This window comes from Dasania marina DSM 21967 (assembly GCF_000373485.1).
GTDB classification, from domain to species: domain Bacteria; phylum Pseudomonadota; class Gammaproteobacteria; order Pseudomonadales; family Dasaniaceae; genus Dasania; species Dasania marina.
In genome coordinates, this window is sequence record NZ_KB891587.1 from 119874 (window position 1) to 136238 (window position 16365).

Here is a 16365-nt window from a genome sequence, read left to right on the forward strand (position 1 = left end):
TAGTCTTACTTTAGTCATTCACACTTATTCTTAATAAAGCGGCCGTTAACGCCATTTGAACATATAAATAAGGATAGTAAGGCACTGTAATAAATAACGTAGATACTATGTAGGCCGACATCCCTATGATCATTGCGGCTGCCATTGACTGAGTAAAATCATCTTTGTTTTTTCTTGATCTGCCGATTAATCGAAAATTTACCCACACAACTTTTAAAAAGAGATACATATAAATTATTAGCCCTATGTAACCAAGCTCAGCAAAAACTGTTATCGGTGTATTATGAGCCACTTTTGCCTTACCAAAATAATCTCCATTATAGCTAGTGAAGTTTTCATACCCCACACCCAAGCCAGGATGCTTCTTCCCCATATTTATGCCATTACCCCAAAGCTCAAGCCTTTCAGTTGATGTGTTATCCTCTCCCGCAGTGTCAAATCGCTGCAAAAACTCCTTCGGTGCAAGCGATAGCAATATGGCAAAAAATACTATCAACCCAATCAAATTCCTAATCCGTTTTTTACGCATAACCAAGTAGCTTAGTGCCATTGCAAAAAGCGCTAACAACGTCCCCCTATTACCTGCGGCCAATATAGTTGCCAATGCTGTCAGCATCATCAGGTATAGTATGATTCGAGGGAACAAACTAATCCGCCCCCTTACCAGCAAATAAAAAAAGAATGTAAACGCTAAAAATATACACATTTGCAAACCTAAGTCGGCCGCATCCCCAAACCAACCTGGCGCACCCGCTATACCCCAGCGAGAAAAAGCAAATCCTCTGCCTGCCCATGATATTGCTGCATGCTGTGACATTTTAAAGCTAGCCAGCATAATAACCGACAGTAAAATAAAAAACCTTTCTTTGGTTGTAACGAGATTGACCACGCAAAAATACATTAACAGCCAGTTAACAATCACAGGAACTTGCTGGAACGACCTATTAACATCATGGCCAAAAACTGATGAAAGCATTATATGTACAAAAAATACCGCAAAAGAAAATCCAAATGCGCCAAACTTAATTTTTATTTTTGATGACGAAATAATTATTGAAAAAAAGGCTGCTAACAAAAATATTTGCGCCCACGGTATGATGCCCAGCCAATCATAAATCTGCTGTATTCTTGTGTACTCTAGAAAAAAATATACGCAAAGAAACCAAAACGATTTTGTTTCAGTTTTGAAGCCTTGATATATTTTCCCGAACTTTAACGACAAACAATCATTAAAGTAACCTGAACCCCCAGAAACCTTTACCTTATCCATGCCTACGATTATACCACCTCATATAACTCTTCATATTTTAAGTACATGCTTTTAGCTCCGTATAATTCCAGTGCTTTACGCTGCGCAACATCCGCGTAAGCTGCTGCTCCATCCTTATCATCAAGCATTGTCTCTACGCCTTCTGCCAAGCTTGATGGCGAGTTATTATCAACTATTAACCCTTCAACCCCATGATCTATAAACTCTTCCACGCCGCATCGAGTAGCAACAACCGGAAGACCCATCATCATTGCCTGTATAAGAGACAGAGGTAAGCCTTCTGACGAAGATGAAATCACAAACACATCTAAACCTTTTAAAAAATCGGCAACATCCTCAACATACCCAATAAAACTAACTCTTTCCTCAATGTTATTTTCAACTGCAAGCAACTTTAAGCTATCACATAGTTTGTTTTCGCTATCGCCTGCAATTATAACTTCTACATCAACCCCCTTATCAATAAGAATTTTTAATGCCCGTATTAAATTTTCGTAATTTTTGGCTTGCCTAACATTACCTAACGCCCCAAGCCGAACCCGCCCCTCAAGATTAGCTTCTTTTTCTTTTGCCTTCCTGTCCGTAACTGGAACCTCAACACCGTTATATATGACCTCTATTCTTGCCTTGTCAAAGGCAAAACAATCTAAAGCATATTTTTTTAGACTATCACTTACAAAAACTATCTTTTCTGAAAAAGATGATATCAATTTTATTTTTAATTTTGACAGCCTCCCACTCATATCAAAATCTACTTTTCCATGAAATGTTGATATGACCGGAGTGCCTGTAAAAACGGATGCCAGACAAGTGTATAAATTAGATCCTAATAGGTGAGAGTGTATAATGTTAATTTTTTCTTTTTTTATTACATATATCAAATAGACTAAATAGACTAAATTAAAACTTCCTTTACAGTTTTTTTCATAGATNCTTNCCCCNCCTGCCACTAAACTATCCCTTAGCCAACCAGGTCCTTTAACTAAGGCTATAGAGTTATAATTTTCGCTATTGATGCTCATGCATAAGTTTTTAAATACTGTCTCGGCGCCACCAACGCCTCCTGTATCTATAACATGTAGTATGTTTTTCTTTTCCAAGCTAAATTTCCACCCTATTTAGACCACCAACTTATTCCAGTTTTCTAGTATACTTATCTTTATTTTATTAAAGACATGAACTCAATGAACCTAACAAAAAAAATAATGCGCCAACTTTTAGACTCACTTTCTTCAGCGTCTATTACCTTTGCCTACGCAAGGCCCTATTCTAACCTTCGTATATTAATGTACCACCGTATACTGCCCAAAACAGACCCACGTTATGCCAGCGAAGAGCCGGGCATGATTGTAGAGCCCGACACCTTTAGCCAGCACCTACAACTCATTAAACAATACTTCACCCCCATACACCTGAGCGAATGGGTGGATCGCCAGCAAAAAGGCCTACCTTTGCCAGCCAAGGCCTGCGCCATTACCTTTGATGATGGCTGGGCCGACAACTATGAATATGCCTACCCTATTATTCAACAGCAACAAGTGCCCATCACCTTGTTTGCCGTTAGCGACATGATAGGCACCCAACAACAATTTTGGCCCAACCAAATTAACCAGCTGCTGCGCCAACAGCTGGCCGCGCAACAAGGCAATAGCGCTGAGGGCTCACTCGCTCTTGGCTCTGGCTCTAGCCCTGTCTATTCCTATTCGTCAGCCCCTGAGTGGCTAAAGCCCCATTTAAGTGACTTAAGCGACCCCAGAGAAGCTGCCGCCTATACCATTAACCAACTCAAGCAATATAGCGACGAGCAAATTCACCGCTGGCTTGCTGAGCACCTAGCTTCATCACAAGCTAGCAGCAACACTGATAGCAAAAATACCAACACCGGCAGCAGCAACACCACCATCAATCCTGGCTTAATGAGCTGGGCGCAATTAAAAACCATGAGCCAAAATAACTTGGTGGAGATAGGCTCGCATACCTGTAACCACTTTCGGCTTAATAGCCAGCTTAACGAGCACGCACTTAGCCAAGAAATTATTAACAGCAAACAGCGCTTACAAGACGAGCTAAGCCAGCCCGTTAATTTATTCTGTTACCCCAACGGCGATGTATGCCCTAAAGCCATTGAGCTAGTGCAACAACACTATAAAGCGGCGGTAACTACCCAGCGCGGTATTAATAAGGCCCACGACTGCCCATTACACACACTAACCCGCATAGGCATACACCAAGACCGCAGCCATTCAGCCACGCTATTTAAAGCGCGACTGGCGAATTGGTTTTAGGCCCTCACCCTTATTTACTTAGGGCAAACTTTTAACTATGTGTGGGCCTAGTATTTTGGTGAGCCATACCGGCAACCTTTGCCACGCCCAAATCACCATTTTATATTTGGGGTTATTGGGGTTTAGCTGCGGCAGCGCGCCGCCCTCAGCCAGCCAATAATGCCAGTGCAACTGCACCGGTTTTGCACCCCACTGTTTTTTAAACTTGTAGGTGCTGGCATCAACCGATGAGCGGCCAAAATCAAATACTTTATAGCCCTGCTCGCAAGCAAATTGCAGCATAGACCAATACAGCAACATATTGGCGTTGGTGCGGTTTTCTTTTTTAAGGGTAGATGCCCAAGGCACTTCTAACTGCTGCTTATGGCCTAGTAAAAAAGAGGCCGACACGGGCTGCCCTAGGCTATTTTTTAACAACACAATATTGGCTTTGCCTATATGGCTAGCGAGTATATTTTGAAAAAAGCTTTTAGCGTATACCGGCGTGCCTAGGTCGCGCATGTTAATGGCGAACACTTGGTAAAAATCATCTAGCAACTCTGCACCGCCTATATGCACGGTAAAACCATGGGGCTTTGCTTTATTCACTTGCGCCCTTACTTTGGCGCCCAGCGCCTGCCATAGCTGCTCTGATGCGCTGGGCAAGCCCAACCACATGGATATTTTATCTTGATGGCCGGGGTGCTTTGCTAGGGGCTGCAGGCAGCGATATTCAATATGGCTTAGCTTGCTGTTAGCGGCCTGCTGACTGGCCGCCGCTACCAAGGCTTCACACACTTGCTCGGTTTCGCCTATGGGGCCGCCGTAATTAAAATAGGGCATGGATACCGCAAACGCGCCAAACAAGCGGCTTTTTAAGTGTATGAGTGGCAGCACGCCGACAACCTCACCACCCATATGCGCCACGTAATAGTGGGGCTTATGGCTAAAGCTTTGCTCTATTAAGCCGCACCAACCGGGCTGATGATATAGCGTAGCCCGTGGCGATTGCTGCAGGTATTGCTCGCAGGCCGGTTTTAACGCTGCGGTTAATAGCTCTACCTGTAAGGCGCTGTAATCGATATCACGTTGCGCAAGCTGTTGCTCTGGCTTAGGCGTGTTATTGCTTGGCTTGGGCTGTAACTGTGGTGCAAGTAAAGCGGTGATTGCGGCTTCAGCCTCGGCTATGGTTGCCTCTACGTCTTTTAGGCTGCTTTTATAGCCTTTCATTTCGGCAATAAGGCTTTCTGCTGGCTGGCCTGCTTTTTTTAAAGCGCCAATCTCACGGGATAATTTGCCGGTTTTGACTTTGTAGCTGCCTTTTTCTTGTAAGGCTTGCTCACGCGCTAACAAGTGGGGATTAACGTCTACGCTGAGTGCCGAGAGGCTGTGCTGCGCTAACCATTGCTGCGGTGCCTGGAAAAAGGCCTTACTTAACTCTGCCTTATTCATCAGATTGGGCATCGAGCTATCCATTGAACTAGCCTCTGAATTGGGCATAGTCGCAGGCCTCCAATGTGTTTTGGCTGGCGTATTGCTCGATAACCTCAGCCATGGTGGTAAACGAAAACTGCTGGAGTAAGGTATTCATCCTAGGTAGGCATTTATCGAGATTGTTGTAGTGCCTAAAGCGGCTTAGCATGGAGGCGCCTTCAACCCTAGGCTGGTTTTCGTCTATCTCCCAGGGGTGCAAATAAAACACAAAGGGCTGATTGAGCTCTTTAGCTGCTTTTTTTAGTAATAATTGGGTTAGCCAATACGGGTATAAGCGAAAATAGCCACCACCAGCAGCGGGCACACGCTGGCCTAACACGCTGGCCGAAGTAAGAGGAAACTCTGTTATTGCGGCACCCCCATTCACCCTTGCTTGGTGTATTTGTAATGGCGCGCCGGGCATGCCATAGCGATCGTGCTTAACGGGGAAGATGCTGGAGTCGTAGGTAAAGCCGGCCTCTATTAAGGTTTCTAGCGCCCATATTGAGTTTGGCGTTATGGAATAACTAGCCGCCCTGTAGCCGTTAACGCGCTCGCCGATAATATCTTCAAGCAGTTTTTTTGAGGCTAGCGTTTCTTCTTTAAATACAGCGGGGCTTTGGCCATAAACTAATTGGTGGCTCATGCCATGGCTAGCTATTTCGTGCCCTTGCGCATGGATGGCACGCACTAGCTCGGGGTAGCGCTGCGCCACCCAACCCAACACAAAAAAAGTTGCCTTGGTTTGGTGCTCGGCAAATAAATCCAGCAACACCTGTGTGGATGCCTCAACGCGCGAAGGCCAATTATCCCAATCATCAATGTCGATATTTTTTACAAATGCGCCCACATGAAAGTAGTCTTCCACATCGACGGTTAGTGCATGCTGCATTGCTTGCGGCGCTGATTGCGGTATGGGTTTTTGCGTTGTTTGCTGCGCTGGCGGCTGCGTTGCCTGCATTGAAAAATCCCTTAAATACTTTTTATGCGAGTATACCCTTAATTGGCTATAGTCTGTTAAAGTTAAGGCCCACTCCACTAATAATAAAGCCCAATGATTAGCCTTAAAAATATTTACTTACTTGCCAGCGGATTGGCCCTGTTTTTATGTGGCTATTTATTTTACCCCTCTGCTGCCACCCTTGATAACCGCTGGAGCACTAACCAAGAGTCGTACTCGCACGGTTATTATTTGCTTATTGCCGCTGTTCTTTTAGCACTGCGCCAGTGGCGCAGCATTAAATTACTGCCCGTAACCCCCTACCCGCTTGCTAGCTTACCATTAGCACTTTGCAGCCTAGCTTGGCTAGCTGCACATATTGGCAATATTCAGGTGGGCGAGCAACTTATGCTACCGGCCATTGCACTGAGCTTAGTGTTTTTGCTTGCCGGTAAAGCGATAGGCAAGCTTTTGGTATTTCCGTTTTTATTAATCTATACCGTTATACCTGTTTGGGATGTATTAAACCCCGCGCTACAGTACCTAACCACTATTGTAAGTTCTTCATTGTTAAACTTATTTGGGGTGCCTGTTTTTATAGAGGGCAACTATATTAGCATTCCTGCCGGTAATTTTGTGGTGGCCTCAGGCTGCAGCGGCCTTAATTATTTACTGATGTGTGTGTTTATTTCGCTAGTGTACAACCACTTGTATTTGCATAGCCTTAAGCGCCAATTATGTATGTTGGCCGCTGGTATATTAGCAGGCATAGTTTGCAACTGGGTAAGGGTAACCACGATTATTGCCCTAGGCCAAATAACCGACATGCAAAGCCCCATGATTCGGGACCATGAAAGCCTTGGTTTAATTCTTTTTGGTATTTTTACTATTCCACTGATGTTTTTTGGCCGCTATTTAGAAACCGGCCAAGCCGACGAAACCGTACACAATAAGGTAGGCGTAAGCCATAGCCATATTAACTGGTTAACATGGCCCGCTATGGCCATTGCCATTATGTTGTTTGCTAACCTATGGCATAACAGCAACGCCAATAACACTAACCCGCAAACAGCCGCCGTTATCGTTAAAAAAGAGCTAGCCACACTTAAGCTTATACCTAGCAGCCCACCCTCGTGGGGGCCGGAGATTCAAGGCGCTGATATACATTTAAATTATCAACAGCTAGCTCAACAACCGCTCGGGCAGTTATCAGATCAGCAGCTAAGCCAGCAACCAGGCCAGCCGCCAAGCAAACAACAGAGCCCGCAGCTCAGCACCGAGAAACAGCCCGCACTAAGGGTTACTATTAGAGGGTTTTTATTCGAGGTTCAGGGTAAAGAGCTCATCCATGAAAATAATAAGCTGCATAGCAGTAGCTGGGTAAAAACAAACTCTTCCGCTAGGCTCACTGCCCTCAACAAGCCCGTGCAAGTTATCACCCTAAAAGATCAGCGCAGCAACCAACAGGCTTTGGTGCTTTATACCTACCTTATTGGCGACCGTATTATTAATAACACACGATGGGTTAAGCCTAGTCAAATTCATCAAAGCTTGTTACATCACGACGGAGCTTCGTTAATCACTGTAAGCTTACTGTGTAATGGTGAATGCTCTGAGAGTAATGACCAGCCTTTATTGACGCTGGCCGACCGCCTTATCGATAGCTATAGCTTGTCGTTACATGAAGCGCTAAATCAATAACTCCGCTTAAAAATGCTCTTTAAAGCTTGCAGCAAAGCCATCAGACTCTAAAAAACGCTGGTGGCTACCTTCGGCATAGTGCACCTGCGGCGGCGGCGTTATTACCTCACCCCAGCCGAGATATTTATCGGCATAGCCGCCCTCTTTTTGCAAAGGCAGGCGAAACAACACCACATTACCTGCGTATTTTTTGCAGTAATGCGCGCTGGCTAAATATTTATTGAGGGCGAGGTGATTTGTTAGGGTAAGGTATTGATAGCGCCACAGGTTTGATATGCGCTTACCGCGTATAAAAATTACTTTGGCGTTAAGCTGCATCCACTTATCAGCTAGCCTCAGTTTTAGCCCCCGCACTATGGCGCGCGCCGTTACAGAACGTAATTCGCCTTGGCCGTTGGCAACATTACCCACAGCATCTAATAAATAAACGGTTTCTACCTGGATATTTTGCGCTGTAAGTTGTTTGGCCGTTTCCACCGCCAAAACCCCGCCCATAGAGCCGCCCAACAAGCGAACAGCACCGGCGTTGAAACACTGCTTTATTAATGCGGCATAGCACTGCGCCATTAGCACCACATCATATAGCGGCTCGCCACCATCATAGCCTTGCGCTTGCACACCATAAACAGGGATGCCCTTGCCCAAGTAGCCTGCCAGTAAATTGTAATGAAATACGCCACCGCCAACAGGGTGTATACAAATTAACGGCGTACCCTCGCCTTGCTGCAAGGTGATTAGCTGTGGCCCAGACTCGGTTAGCGTAGAGCCCGCCCCTTGTTTTTTGTGAGCCAGCTCTTGATCATGCTCTAACGCTTCGGCTATTTGCGCTAAGCTGGTGTGGCTGTAGATAAAGCTCATGGGCAAATTAATATGCAAGCGCTGCTCTATGGCGACTAATAGGCTGACGACGCTTAAGGAGTCCATGCCCCGGCTAAATATATTGGCTTCGGCGTTAATGTTTTCATCAAAAATATCACCCCAAGCCAAGCTTACCTGCTGTAAATAATAGCTAGCCCGCTCTATGGCTATAGCTGGCCTGGTATCTGGATTTGGGGTTGGGCTTGGATTTACATTGGTATTTTGTTTGAGTTGCGCCACGGCCATCTTGTGTAGCGCAGGGCGATTAACTTTTTGATTATGGGTTAATGGTAATGTTGTTACCGCTATGTACTGTGTAGGCAGCATATACCACGGCAATTTAGCTACGAGCGCTGCTTTAATACTTTCTTCAATAGTGGCCTGATTATTTGACGCTAGGTAAAAGCCCGTTAGCTGCCCCTCAACCACCTCAGCAATAAAACGCTCAACCCCAATAACACTCTCAGCCACGGCCTCTATTTCACCTAGCTCTACCCTGTGGCCGCTCAACTTAATTTGATTATCGGCCCTGCCCACGTAGCTTAGTGACATATTCTCAGTGTACTGGAATATATCACCGGTTTTATACGCGCGATGTTCAGCGCCAGCCACGCTGAGCTGTATAAACTTCTCTGCTGTTAAATCATCGGCTCCTACATAACCTTGGGCTAAACCTTGCCCGGTGATTAACAGCTCGCCTTTTGCACCCGCCTGCGTTAAACATTCGCCATGCTCATCAACCACATAAAAGCCATAGCCGGGCAAGGGTGAGGCAAACGATAACCCTTGGCGTTCGTCATATTGGTTGATAGCCGCCCATACGGTTGCCTCTGTTGGGCCGTAACAATGCCAAAGCGCTTTTACTTTTTGGCTTAGCGTTGCCGCCAAGCTTAGCGACACTTTATCGCCGCCCACTAGCAACTGTAATTGTGGGCAACCTTGCCAGCCAGTGTCGTTAATAGCTTTTAAGGTGCTAGGCGTTGCTTGCAGTAAATTAATTTTTTGCTGTGTTATTTTGTTAGCCAAGCTTTGCGGTGACGATGTGGTAGCGCCTTCATCTAGCACACAGCACCCCCCCACTAATAAGGGTAAAAATAAATCGGGGATAACAAGGTCAAAAGCAAAAGAGGTAATGCATAACTGCCGTAACGACGCATCTAGCGACAAGCAATCGCGCATTGTCGTTAGTAAATGCCAGAGCGAGTGATGGGATATTTTTACCCCTTTAGGCTGGCCAGTAGAGCCTGAGGTAAAAATAATATACGCAAGTTCATTAACAGCTAGCTCTGCCTTTTTTCCAGTGCTGTTTTTATGCGTGTTTTCAGGGCTGTTTTCATGGCAGCTTTCAGGGCTGTTTTTAGAATGCGGCGGCTGGCTGATTAAATCAGCGGCTAACAAAGCGCCTGCCGTTATTTTGTCGGCGGTGACCGCTGCCACAACCACCTTGCGGCAAGATGCTTGCTGTAAAACGGATGCTAAACGCTGCTGGGGCCAAGACGGATCAACGGGAAGATACACGGCACCCGCTTTAAAAATACCGAAAATAATGGGCCACACATCGATAACGCGCGGCATACACAGCGCGACAACATCACCAGGTGCAATATTATTGGCCCTAAGATTTTGCGCTACATTATCCGATAAATGATTCAGCTGCTCATAGCTTAATTCGGCCTGTGCAGACTGCACGGCAACTGAATGCGGCTTGCTTACCGCCCAATGAGAAACAGACTCAACAATTGACTGCATAGCGCCTTTGATATTCCATATTATTAGGGCATTCCATGTTATCGGCTACACCGCTCACTAGCTTAGCGATACATGTACAAGTCTAGCAGGCCAAGTATTAATCAAAGCTATAACGCACATTGGCGCCACCTTTTAGCTCGTCATAATCACGAGCTTGCAGGTCGAATTCGCGTTCTTCATAGGCCACATAGACGCCTGCTGATAATTTTTCGGCTAACTGCCAGTTTAGGCCGGTACGATAGCTTACACTTTGGTAATCGCTTTGCGCTAAGCCGGTACTGCTAAAGCTTACATCCTGCCACTGCACACCTAAGCTGAGGGACATTAACCGTGTTAAGCGGTAAGCAAAGTTTACATTGGCTCGCAGCTCTTCATTATCACGCGGTAATACCTCGTAGGTTTCTTCTTCGTACATTAACGACACATTCAAGTCGCAGGTGCCGCATAAGTTGCTATTTTGATAACCCAACTCAACGCTGGCGCGCTCAAATACATCAACCTCGTTAAAGCTTGCTGAGTTTTCGCTTAAGCCCTCGTTATTGCTACCGCGCGAGGTGTCTGTTAGTTCTTGCAATATATTTAAGGTGATTGCCGAACTGCTTAGCTCATAGCTGGCATTGGCGTTTATGTATTGGCCGCTATAGTCTGCGCTTTCTCGCTGTGATTCGTTCACCCCAACCTTAATGGAATAATTCAGTTTTGACAGCTGCGCCTGATAACTTAAGGTATAGAGATAGTATTCGTAATCAAATTGGTCGTTATCGAACGTCACGTCATCGTAAGTCACTTGTGCGCCAAAACCATCGATTTTGCTAAGGGCATGATCCCAGCTTAAACTTGCCCCTATGCGCTCTGAATCTTGGCCGTCGGTATCTTCATACTTTATTGCGGTGTAACTTGGCGACAAGCTGAGGCTATCAACCTCGGAGGGGTGCATTATTAAATCGGCTCTTACTGAGGATATGGAGCGATCTTCGCGGTTATCTTCTACATCATTAAGGGTTTTATTTTTAATAACGTTTTTACGGCTATTTTCTAAGGTCCAAATTAGCTGCTTTTCAATTTGCTCATAGACTAATTTACCCGAGCCTGTTACCCGGGTTTGATCCTCGTAGCTATCTTGCTGATAAGTAGAGCGAGCCGCACTGTAATTGGCTGCTACCTGAACTTTGTCGCCGCTATGCTCGGCATTAACCGACGCTGACACGGTAGTTTTGAGGTCGCTTTGTTCATTAACAGCCTGCTTGGTCATATTGTCGCTATGCTCGGCATCCAAACCCACCGTAGCACTTAACTCTAAAGCATGGCCCGTAGAGCTAAACACAGCCGCTATGGCACAGGCCATGCTAAGTTTTTTAAATACAGCTACATCGATAGTTTTGTTCTTTATAGTTGTACACTTTATAGTTTTAGATGGTTTTTTTAACATGACCTTCGCCCTTATTCTTAACACAGCATACACGTTTGTTTTTATTATCATTGCCAGTCTTTAGTCTTTAGTCTTTAGTCTTTAGCGACTAGAGACTACCCACTAGCGACTTACCTTATTCATTATTAAACACTAACCCAGCAAAGCGCTCTTCGCCCACCGCATCAATACCCGCCAACACCTGATTGACACTAACTTTGCCAAAGGGCACAACTAAAACCGCTAAATCCACTTCGCTAGACAATATACGCGCCAACGATGATTCACTGACTGGCGGCACATCCAATACAATAAACCTATCATTATAACGGCCCTTTAAAGAGCTAATAAGCTCGCGCATACGGCTTGAGGCCATGCGCTCTACTGAGGTATCACTGCCCATGCCTGGCGGAATAACTCTTACCCTAGGGATACCTGCTGAGTAAATTATATCTTTGGCGTCTAGGGTTTCATCTTCTAGGTAGTCCACTAAACCATAGCCTTCTAAACCACCCAGCACGGTTGCAGCAAAGGAGTGCTCGTGATTACAATCTATATAAATAGCCGTTTTACCTTCATCCAGTGCAAATGAAGCTGCCGCATTCATGGCTACAAAGCTACCGCCGCCACCAGCGCTTAACGAGCTTACTAATAAGACGAAATTATTGCCTTTATGCTTTTGTACCAATTTTGCCCGTAAGTCACGAAAAGCATTAAGCACCTCCCGCTGCTGCATGCCGGGATAAATTAATTTTAACGCGGTGAGCTCTTCTAAAGACTTCTGCGGCACCTCAGCCATGTCGCGAATATCGTTTTTGTCTTCTACTTTTGCTTCTGCTTTTGCTTCTAGTCTCGTCATGCTAGCGCTTCCTTATATAGAGCCTGAGATACGTGCATAGGCTATACCGGCATAAACCACTGCCCCCGCCGCTAATAACATCGCTAATAGTAGTATGTCTTTACGCAGTAAACGTTTTACAAAAGGGGTGTTTACATGCGGCACTACTGCCAGTATTTCTATGCCTTCTGGCAACGCCTCTCTAAGCTGCATAGCAGAGCGCACCCGCGGGTCCAACATGACATAGGCAATGATTAAGCCTATAGGCAATAACAAACCGATTAACGGCCCGGCAATAACAAAATGCAAAAACTGTAAGCCTGATGGTTTTAAAGGGTACACCGCTGGCTCTTGAATTTTATAGCTTACGCCCTGCCCTTCGATATCCAAGGTCATCGAAAGCCTTGCTTTCTCTTTGCTCTCTAGCATATCTTCATAGATGTTTTTAGTGACGTCATAGTCGCGAACTAACTCAGAGAGATCAGCAGTGCGCGATGCCACTCGCTCTGCCCGCGCGTACTCTTCTTCTAGCATTCTGCCCATCGCCTCTAGGCGTTTCTTTTGGCTACGAACATCGACAGCGCTTTCGGACAGCCTTACCCGCAACTCTTCGTATAGCGGGTTTTCTTTAGAATTATTATTACTACTGGTGCCTATATAGGTATCACCCTGTAGCGATTTAATAATATTTTGTTGCTCGGCGATTTGCTCTTTTAAGGTCACTACATCGGGGTATGTTTCTTGGTAGCTTAAACGCAATAGGTCTAAACGCTCACTAAGAATGGCAAGCCGCTCACGCTGCTCATCAACTTTATCACGGGTAGTGAGGTAAGCACTTTCGTTCTCTATCTGCTGCTCTAAGGATGATTTTCTTGCAGAACTTTCATCAATCGTCAGCTTCAACTCTTCAATTTGCGTACGCAATGTTCCTATCCGCGAGTTAACACTGGCCTGGGTGCCATCTAAACTTTTAGACTTAAACTCCTTGAGCTGTTGCTCGGCCAATACTAACTGGCGCTTATAGCCTTCTACTTGCTGGGCAATAAACTCATAGGCGTCACGGCTTTCTTTACGGCGGCGGTCAGAGGTATCTTTAATAAACGCATCAACTACGGCATTTAATACCGTAAAGGAGCGCTCTGGTGATGGATGCCGATAAACAATGCGCAAGAAGTTTTTGCCGGCATTCTCTACCCCTATTTGATCGCGCAGGCCAGAAATTACCGCTTCCTGACGATTGAGCTCCATGTCAGGATCGATTAAACCCACATCATCGGCCACGCGCTTTAAGATGCGACGCGTGTAAATAATTTCACTGACTTCGCTGGTGCGGTCAATATTAGTGACCTCGGCCTTACCTTTTAATAAGGGCTGAATAATGTTGGTGACATCGGCATAGAGCAAGGTATCGGTTTCGTATTGCTCTGCCCAAAAAAAACCTGCACCTAATACCGCAAATGCACCCAGCAGCACGGTTGCAATAACCCACTTTCGCCACTGTATTATTTCTCGCCAAACAGCTTGCGCCAACTCAGCTAAAAGAGCTGTTTCCATTATTGTTTACCAGTCATTAAAATGAGCGTTCGGGTATAGTTACGATATCGGAAGGCACTAACGGGTAGTTAGTCTCTAAACGGCCGGAACGTAAAATATCATCAAGGTTTACGGAATAAACTTTTACTTTGCCATCAACACGACGGTACAGCTTGGCATCATCGCCTTTGGCGAACTCATTTAAGCCACCGGCTAATAAGACTATATCCATTACCGTCATCCCTTTGCGGTAGGGTATAGACTGCGGCGAGCGCACCGCACCGGTTACCCTAACTCTATGCTGAAAATCAGCGCTGCTAGGGTTGGCGATAATAACCGTAACCTGAGGATTTTTAATATAATTTAATAACAGCTCGGTAATGTGTTGCGATAAGCCCTCTGCTGTTTTGCCCGCCGCTAACACATCACCCACTAGTGACATTGAAATTTTACCGTCGGGGCGCACCGGCACTTGCAGGGATAACTTATCATTACCCCACACTTCAACTTTAATCACATCACCCACACCAACGGTATAAGGTTCGGACGAGTAATCTTTTACTAAGCCTTCTTCGGGCATAACATCATACTGCTGGCCACCGCAGGCGGTTAAGCAAACCACCAACACAAACCACAGATACCTTACATATTTATTATTCATAGTCGCTCCCTTTAACGTCACAATTACCTAACACCTTTGCCCAACAGAATAACCTCTACGGTTTGCACCACAATCAACATATCTAACAAAAGGCTATGGTTTTTTACATAATACAGATCGTAAACTAACTTTTTTTCGGCATCGTCTATAGACGCGCCATAGGGGTAGTTTAATTGCGCCCAACCCATTAACCCCGGCTTAACCCGGTGACGAAAATCATAATAGGGCAGCGATTGCTTTAACTCCTCCACAAACTCTGGGCGCTCAGGCCTGGGGCCTATAAAGCTCATCTCACCGCGTAAAATATTGAAGATTTGTGGCAGCTCATCAATACGGGTATTGCGCATAAACGCCCCCACCCGGGTAACACGAGCATCATTGGCGGCAGCCCACACCGCCTTGCCACCTTTTTCGGCATCTTGGGTCATACTGCGAAATTTGTAGATTTTAAACGGCACGCCATTTAAGCCTGTGCGCGTTTGGGTATACAGCACCGGCCAACCTGACTCCAAAAATACCGCAACCACGGCAAATAGCATTAATGGCCAGACCAACAGCAGTAGCAGCGAGCAGATACTAATATCAAATAGCCGCTTGGTAATGTCGCGCGCCAAGCTGTAATGAAAGCCATCGCCAAACACCATCCAGCCCGGATGCAGCTCTGACAGCTCTATTTGGCTGAGTTCACGCTCGTAAAACTGTACCGCTTCGGTGATGCGCACGCCTTTTAGCTTGCACTCCAGCAGCTCCTCCAACGGGAAGTAGCCTCCGTAGCTGCGCCTACGCTCATCAACGGCAATCACGATTTCATCGACTTTATATTTGTCGACTAGGTGCTGCAGGCCGCCAATGGCATCTAATAATTTTTCCTGGGGTAACACTGTTTGCTCTGGCGCTGCTGGGATAAAGCCAACGATATCGAAGCCTATCGCCTGCTCATTTCGCACCCTGTCTATAGCGGCGGCTTTAACGCCCGCGCCCAGCACCAAGACGTGGCGGCGCAACTGCGAGATATCAACCAATAGATAGAACAGCTTTCTTACCAGCAGAATAATCACCAGCGACAAGAGCACAGAGCCAAATAAGGCGCGCCTGCCGATATAGAGGCCTGGTACTAAATAAAACAAGATCACCATGGCGGCACTGCCCAACAGGCAGTAGCTCACCACACAGCGCACCGCCATGCCGGCAAAGCTCTCGCGCACACCCGCTGCATAGGAGCCTAGCGAGAAGGTAGCTAGCAGCATTACCAACGCATAAACCAGTGAGTAGCGCATACCGACTTCACCGTGACGTAATTCTTCTTCACCCCAGCCCCACTGCGTCACCCCCAAATAAGCACACACAGCCAGCAACGCAAACTCGGTAAGCGCTAGAAAAATAAAAGGGGATTGTACGTAATGATTAAATATTCGAATATGTGCCACGGATAACGACGTCCCAGTTTTTACCTAAAGCATGATTGCAAACATTTCACGTTAAATGCTCAGAAAACAGCCATGCTTGATGTGAATTATTCTGATTAAACTTATACAGCCAAGTTGTCGCGTATACGTTATTCTTTTATACGTTATGTGTGCGTTATGATAGCACCCGCAGATAGCCGTGATATTATGCCCGCATAATATCAAACAATCATAGCAAAGACCTTAACAATAAAACGATAATCA

The 16365-nt window shown here is 45.8% G+C and carries 12 protein-coding genes; 2 read left to right on the plus strand and 10 right to left on the minus strand.

The annotated features are described in order from the left end of the window. Positions 1 to 10 precede the first annotated feature (10 nt). Positions 11 to 1270, minus strand: coding sequence for an O-antigen ligase family protein (locus B067_RS0115725; RefSeq protein ID WP_019531051.1), 1260 nt, complete (start codon positions 1268 to 1270; stop codon positions 11 to 13). A gap of 8 nt (positions 1271 to 1278) precedes the next feature. After that, a complete protein-coding gene (locus B067_RS0115730; protein ID WP_019531052.1) occupies positions 1279 to 2370 on the minus strand; it encodes a glycosyltransferase family 4 protein in 1092 nt (363 codons plus the stop codon). Positions 2371 to 2475: 105 nt separating this feature from the next. On the opposite strand from B067_RS0115730, the gene B067_RS0115735 reads away from it, so the two are divergent. Further along, positions 2476 to 3555, plus strand: coding sequence for a polysaccharide deacetylase family protein (locus tag B067_RS0115735; RefSeq protein ID WP_240472876.1), 1080 nt, complete (start codon positions 2476 to 2478; stop codon positions 3553 to 3555). Positions 3556 to 3573: 18 nt separating this feature from the next. On the opposite strand, the gene B067_RS0115740 is transcribed toward B067_RS0115735, so the two are convergent. Then, complete coding sequence (locus tag B067_RS0115740) at positions 3574 to 5010, minus strand: FemAB family XrtA/PEP-CTERM system-associated protein (RefSeq protein WP_019531054.1); 1437 nt, start codon at positions 5008 to 5010, stop codon at positions 3574 to 3576. Positions 5011 to 5014: 4 nt separating this feature from the next. After that, positions 5015 to 5968 (minus strand): XrtA system polysaccharide deacetylase, encoded by a 954-nt coding sequence (locus B067_RS0115745; protein WP_019531055.1) that lies wholly within the window; start codon positions 5966 to 5968, stop codon positions 5015 to 5017. Positions 5969 to 6061: 93 nt separating this feature from the next. On the opposite strand from B067_RS0115745, the gene xrt reads away from it, so the two are divergent. Continuing rightward, positions 6062 to 7648: an exosortase gene (gene xrt, locus B067_RS0115750; protein WP_019531056.1), complete on the plus strand. Its 1587-nt coding sequence runs from the start codon at positions 6062 to 6064 to the stop codon at positions 7646 to 7648. Positions 7649 to 7654: 6 nt separating this feature from the next. Here xrt and B067_RS0115755 read toward each other — a convergent pair whose 3' ends face one another. The 6 genes from B067_RS0115755 to B067_RS0115780 all read right to left on the minus strand — a co-directional run bounded on the left by B067_RS0115755 (position 7655) and on the right by B067_RS0115780 (position 16122). After that, complete coding sequence (locus B067_RS0115755; protein WP_019531057.1) at positions 7655 to 10255, minus strand: amino acid adenylation domain-containing protein; 2601 nt, start codon at positions 10253 to 10255, stop codon at positions 7655 to 7657. Between the two features lie 97 nt (positions 10256 to 10352). Next, on the minus strand, positions 10353 to 11684 hold the full coding sequence (locus tag B067_RS0115760) for a porin family protein (RefSeq protein WP_019531058.1): 1332 nt from the start codon (positions 11682 to 11684) through the stop codon (positions 10353 to 10355). A 115-nt stretch (positions 11685 to 11799) separates the two neighbouring features. Further along, complete coding sequence (locus B067_RS0115765; RefSeq protein WP_019531059.1) at positions 11800 to 12522, minus strand: P-loop NTPase family protein; 723 nt, start codon at positions 12520 to 12522, stop codon at positions 11800 to 11802. A 12-nt stretch (positions 12523 to 12534) separates the two neighbouring features. Further along, positions 12535 to 14055, minus strand: coding sequence for an XrtA system polysaccharide chain length determinant (locus B067_RS0115770; protein ID WP_019531060.1), 1521 nt, complete (start codon positions 14053 to 14055; stop codon positions 12535 to 12537). Between the two features lie 16 nt (positions 14056 to 14071). Continuing rightward, complete coding sequence (locus tag B067_RS0115775; RefSeq protein WP_019531061.1) at positions 14072 to 14695, minus strand: XrtA/PEP-CTERM system exopolysaccharide export protein; 624 nt, start codon at positions 14693 to 14695, stop codon at positions 14072 to 14074. Between the two features lie 23 nt (positions 14696 to 14718). Then, a complete protein-coding gene (locus tag B067_RS0115780; RefSeq protein ID WP_019531062.1) occupies positions 14719 to 16122 on the minus strand; it encodes a TIGR03013 family XrtA/PEP-CTERM system glycosyltransferase in 1404 nt (467 codons plus the stop codon). Between the last annotated feature and the right edge of the window lie 243 nt (positions 16123 to 16365).

What these genes read in the sequence shown, in the direction of transcription:
- B067_RS0115725 (WP_019531051.1), bottom strand. Translation starts at nt 1,270, where the DNA reads ATGGATAAGGTAAAGGTTTCTGGGGGTTCAGGTTACTTTAATGATTGT.
- B067_RS0115765 (WP_019531059.1), bottom strand. Translation starts at nt 12,522, where the DNA reads ATGACGAGACTAGAAGCAAAAGCAGAAGCAAAAGTAGAAGACAAAAAC.
- B067_RS0115740 (WP_019531054.1), bottom strand. Translation starts at nt 5,010, where the DNA reads ATGGATAGCTCGATGCCCAATCTGATGAATAAGGCAGAGTTAAGTAAG.
- B067_RS0115755 (WP_019531057.1), bottom strand. Translation starts at nt 10,255, where the DNA reads ATGCAGTCAATTGTTGAGTCTGTTTCTCATTGGGCGGTAAGCAAGCCG.
- B067_RS0115745 (WP_019531055.1), bottom strand. Translation starts at nt 5,968, where the DNA reads ATGCAGGCAACGCAGCCGCCAGCGCAGCAAACAACGCAAAAACCCATA.
- B067_RS0115770 (WP_019531060.1), bottom strand. Translation starts at nt 14,055, where the DNA reads ATGGAAACAGCTCTTTTAGCTGAGTTGGCGCAAGCTGTTTGGCGAGAA.
- B067_RS0115760 (WP_019531058.1), bottom strand. Translation starts at nt 11,684, where the DNA reads ATGTTAAAAAAACCATCTAAAACTATAAAGTGTACAACTATAAAGAAC.
- B067_RS0115735 (WP_240472876.1), top strand. Translation starts at nt 2,476, where the DNA reads ATGCGCCAACTTTTAGACTCACTTTCTTCAGCGTCTATTACCTTTGCC.
- xrt (WP_019531056.1), top strand. Translation starts at nt 6,062, where the DNA reads ATGATTAGCCTTAAAAATATTTACTTACTTGCCAGCGGATTGGCCCTG.
- B067_RS0115775 (WP_019531061.1), bottom strand. Translation starts at nt 14,695, where the DNA reads ATGAATAATAAATATGTAAGGTATCTGTGGTTTGTGTTGGTGGTTTGC.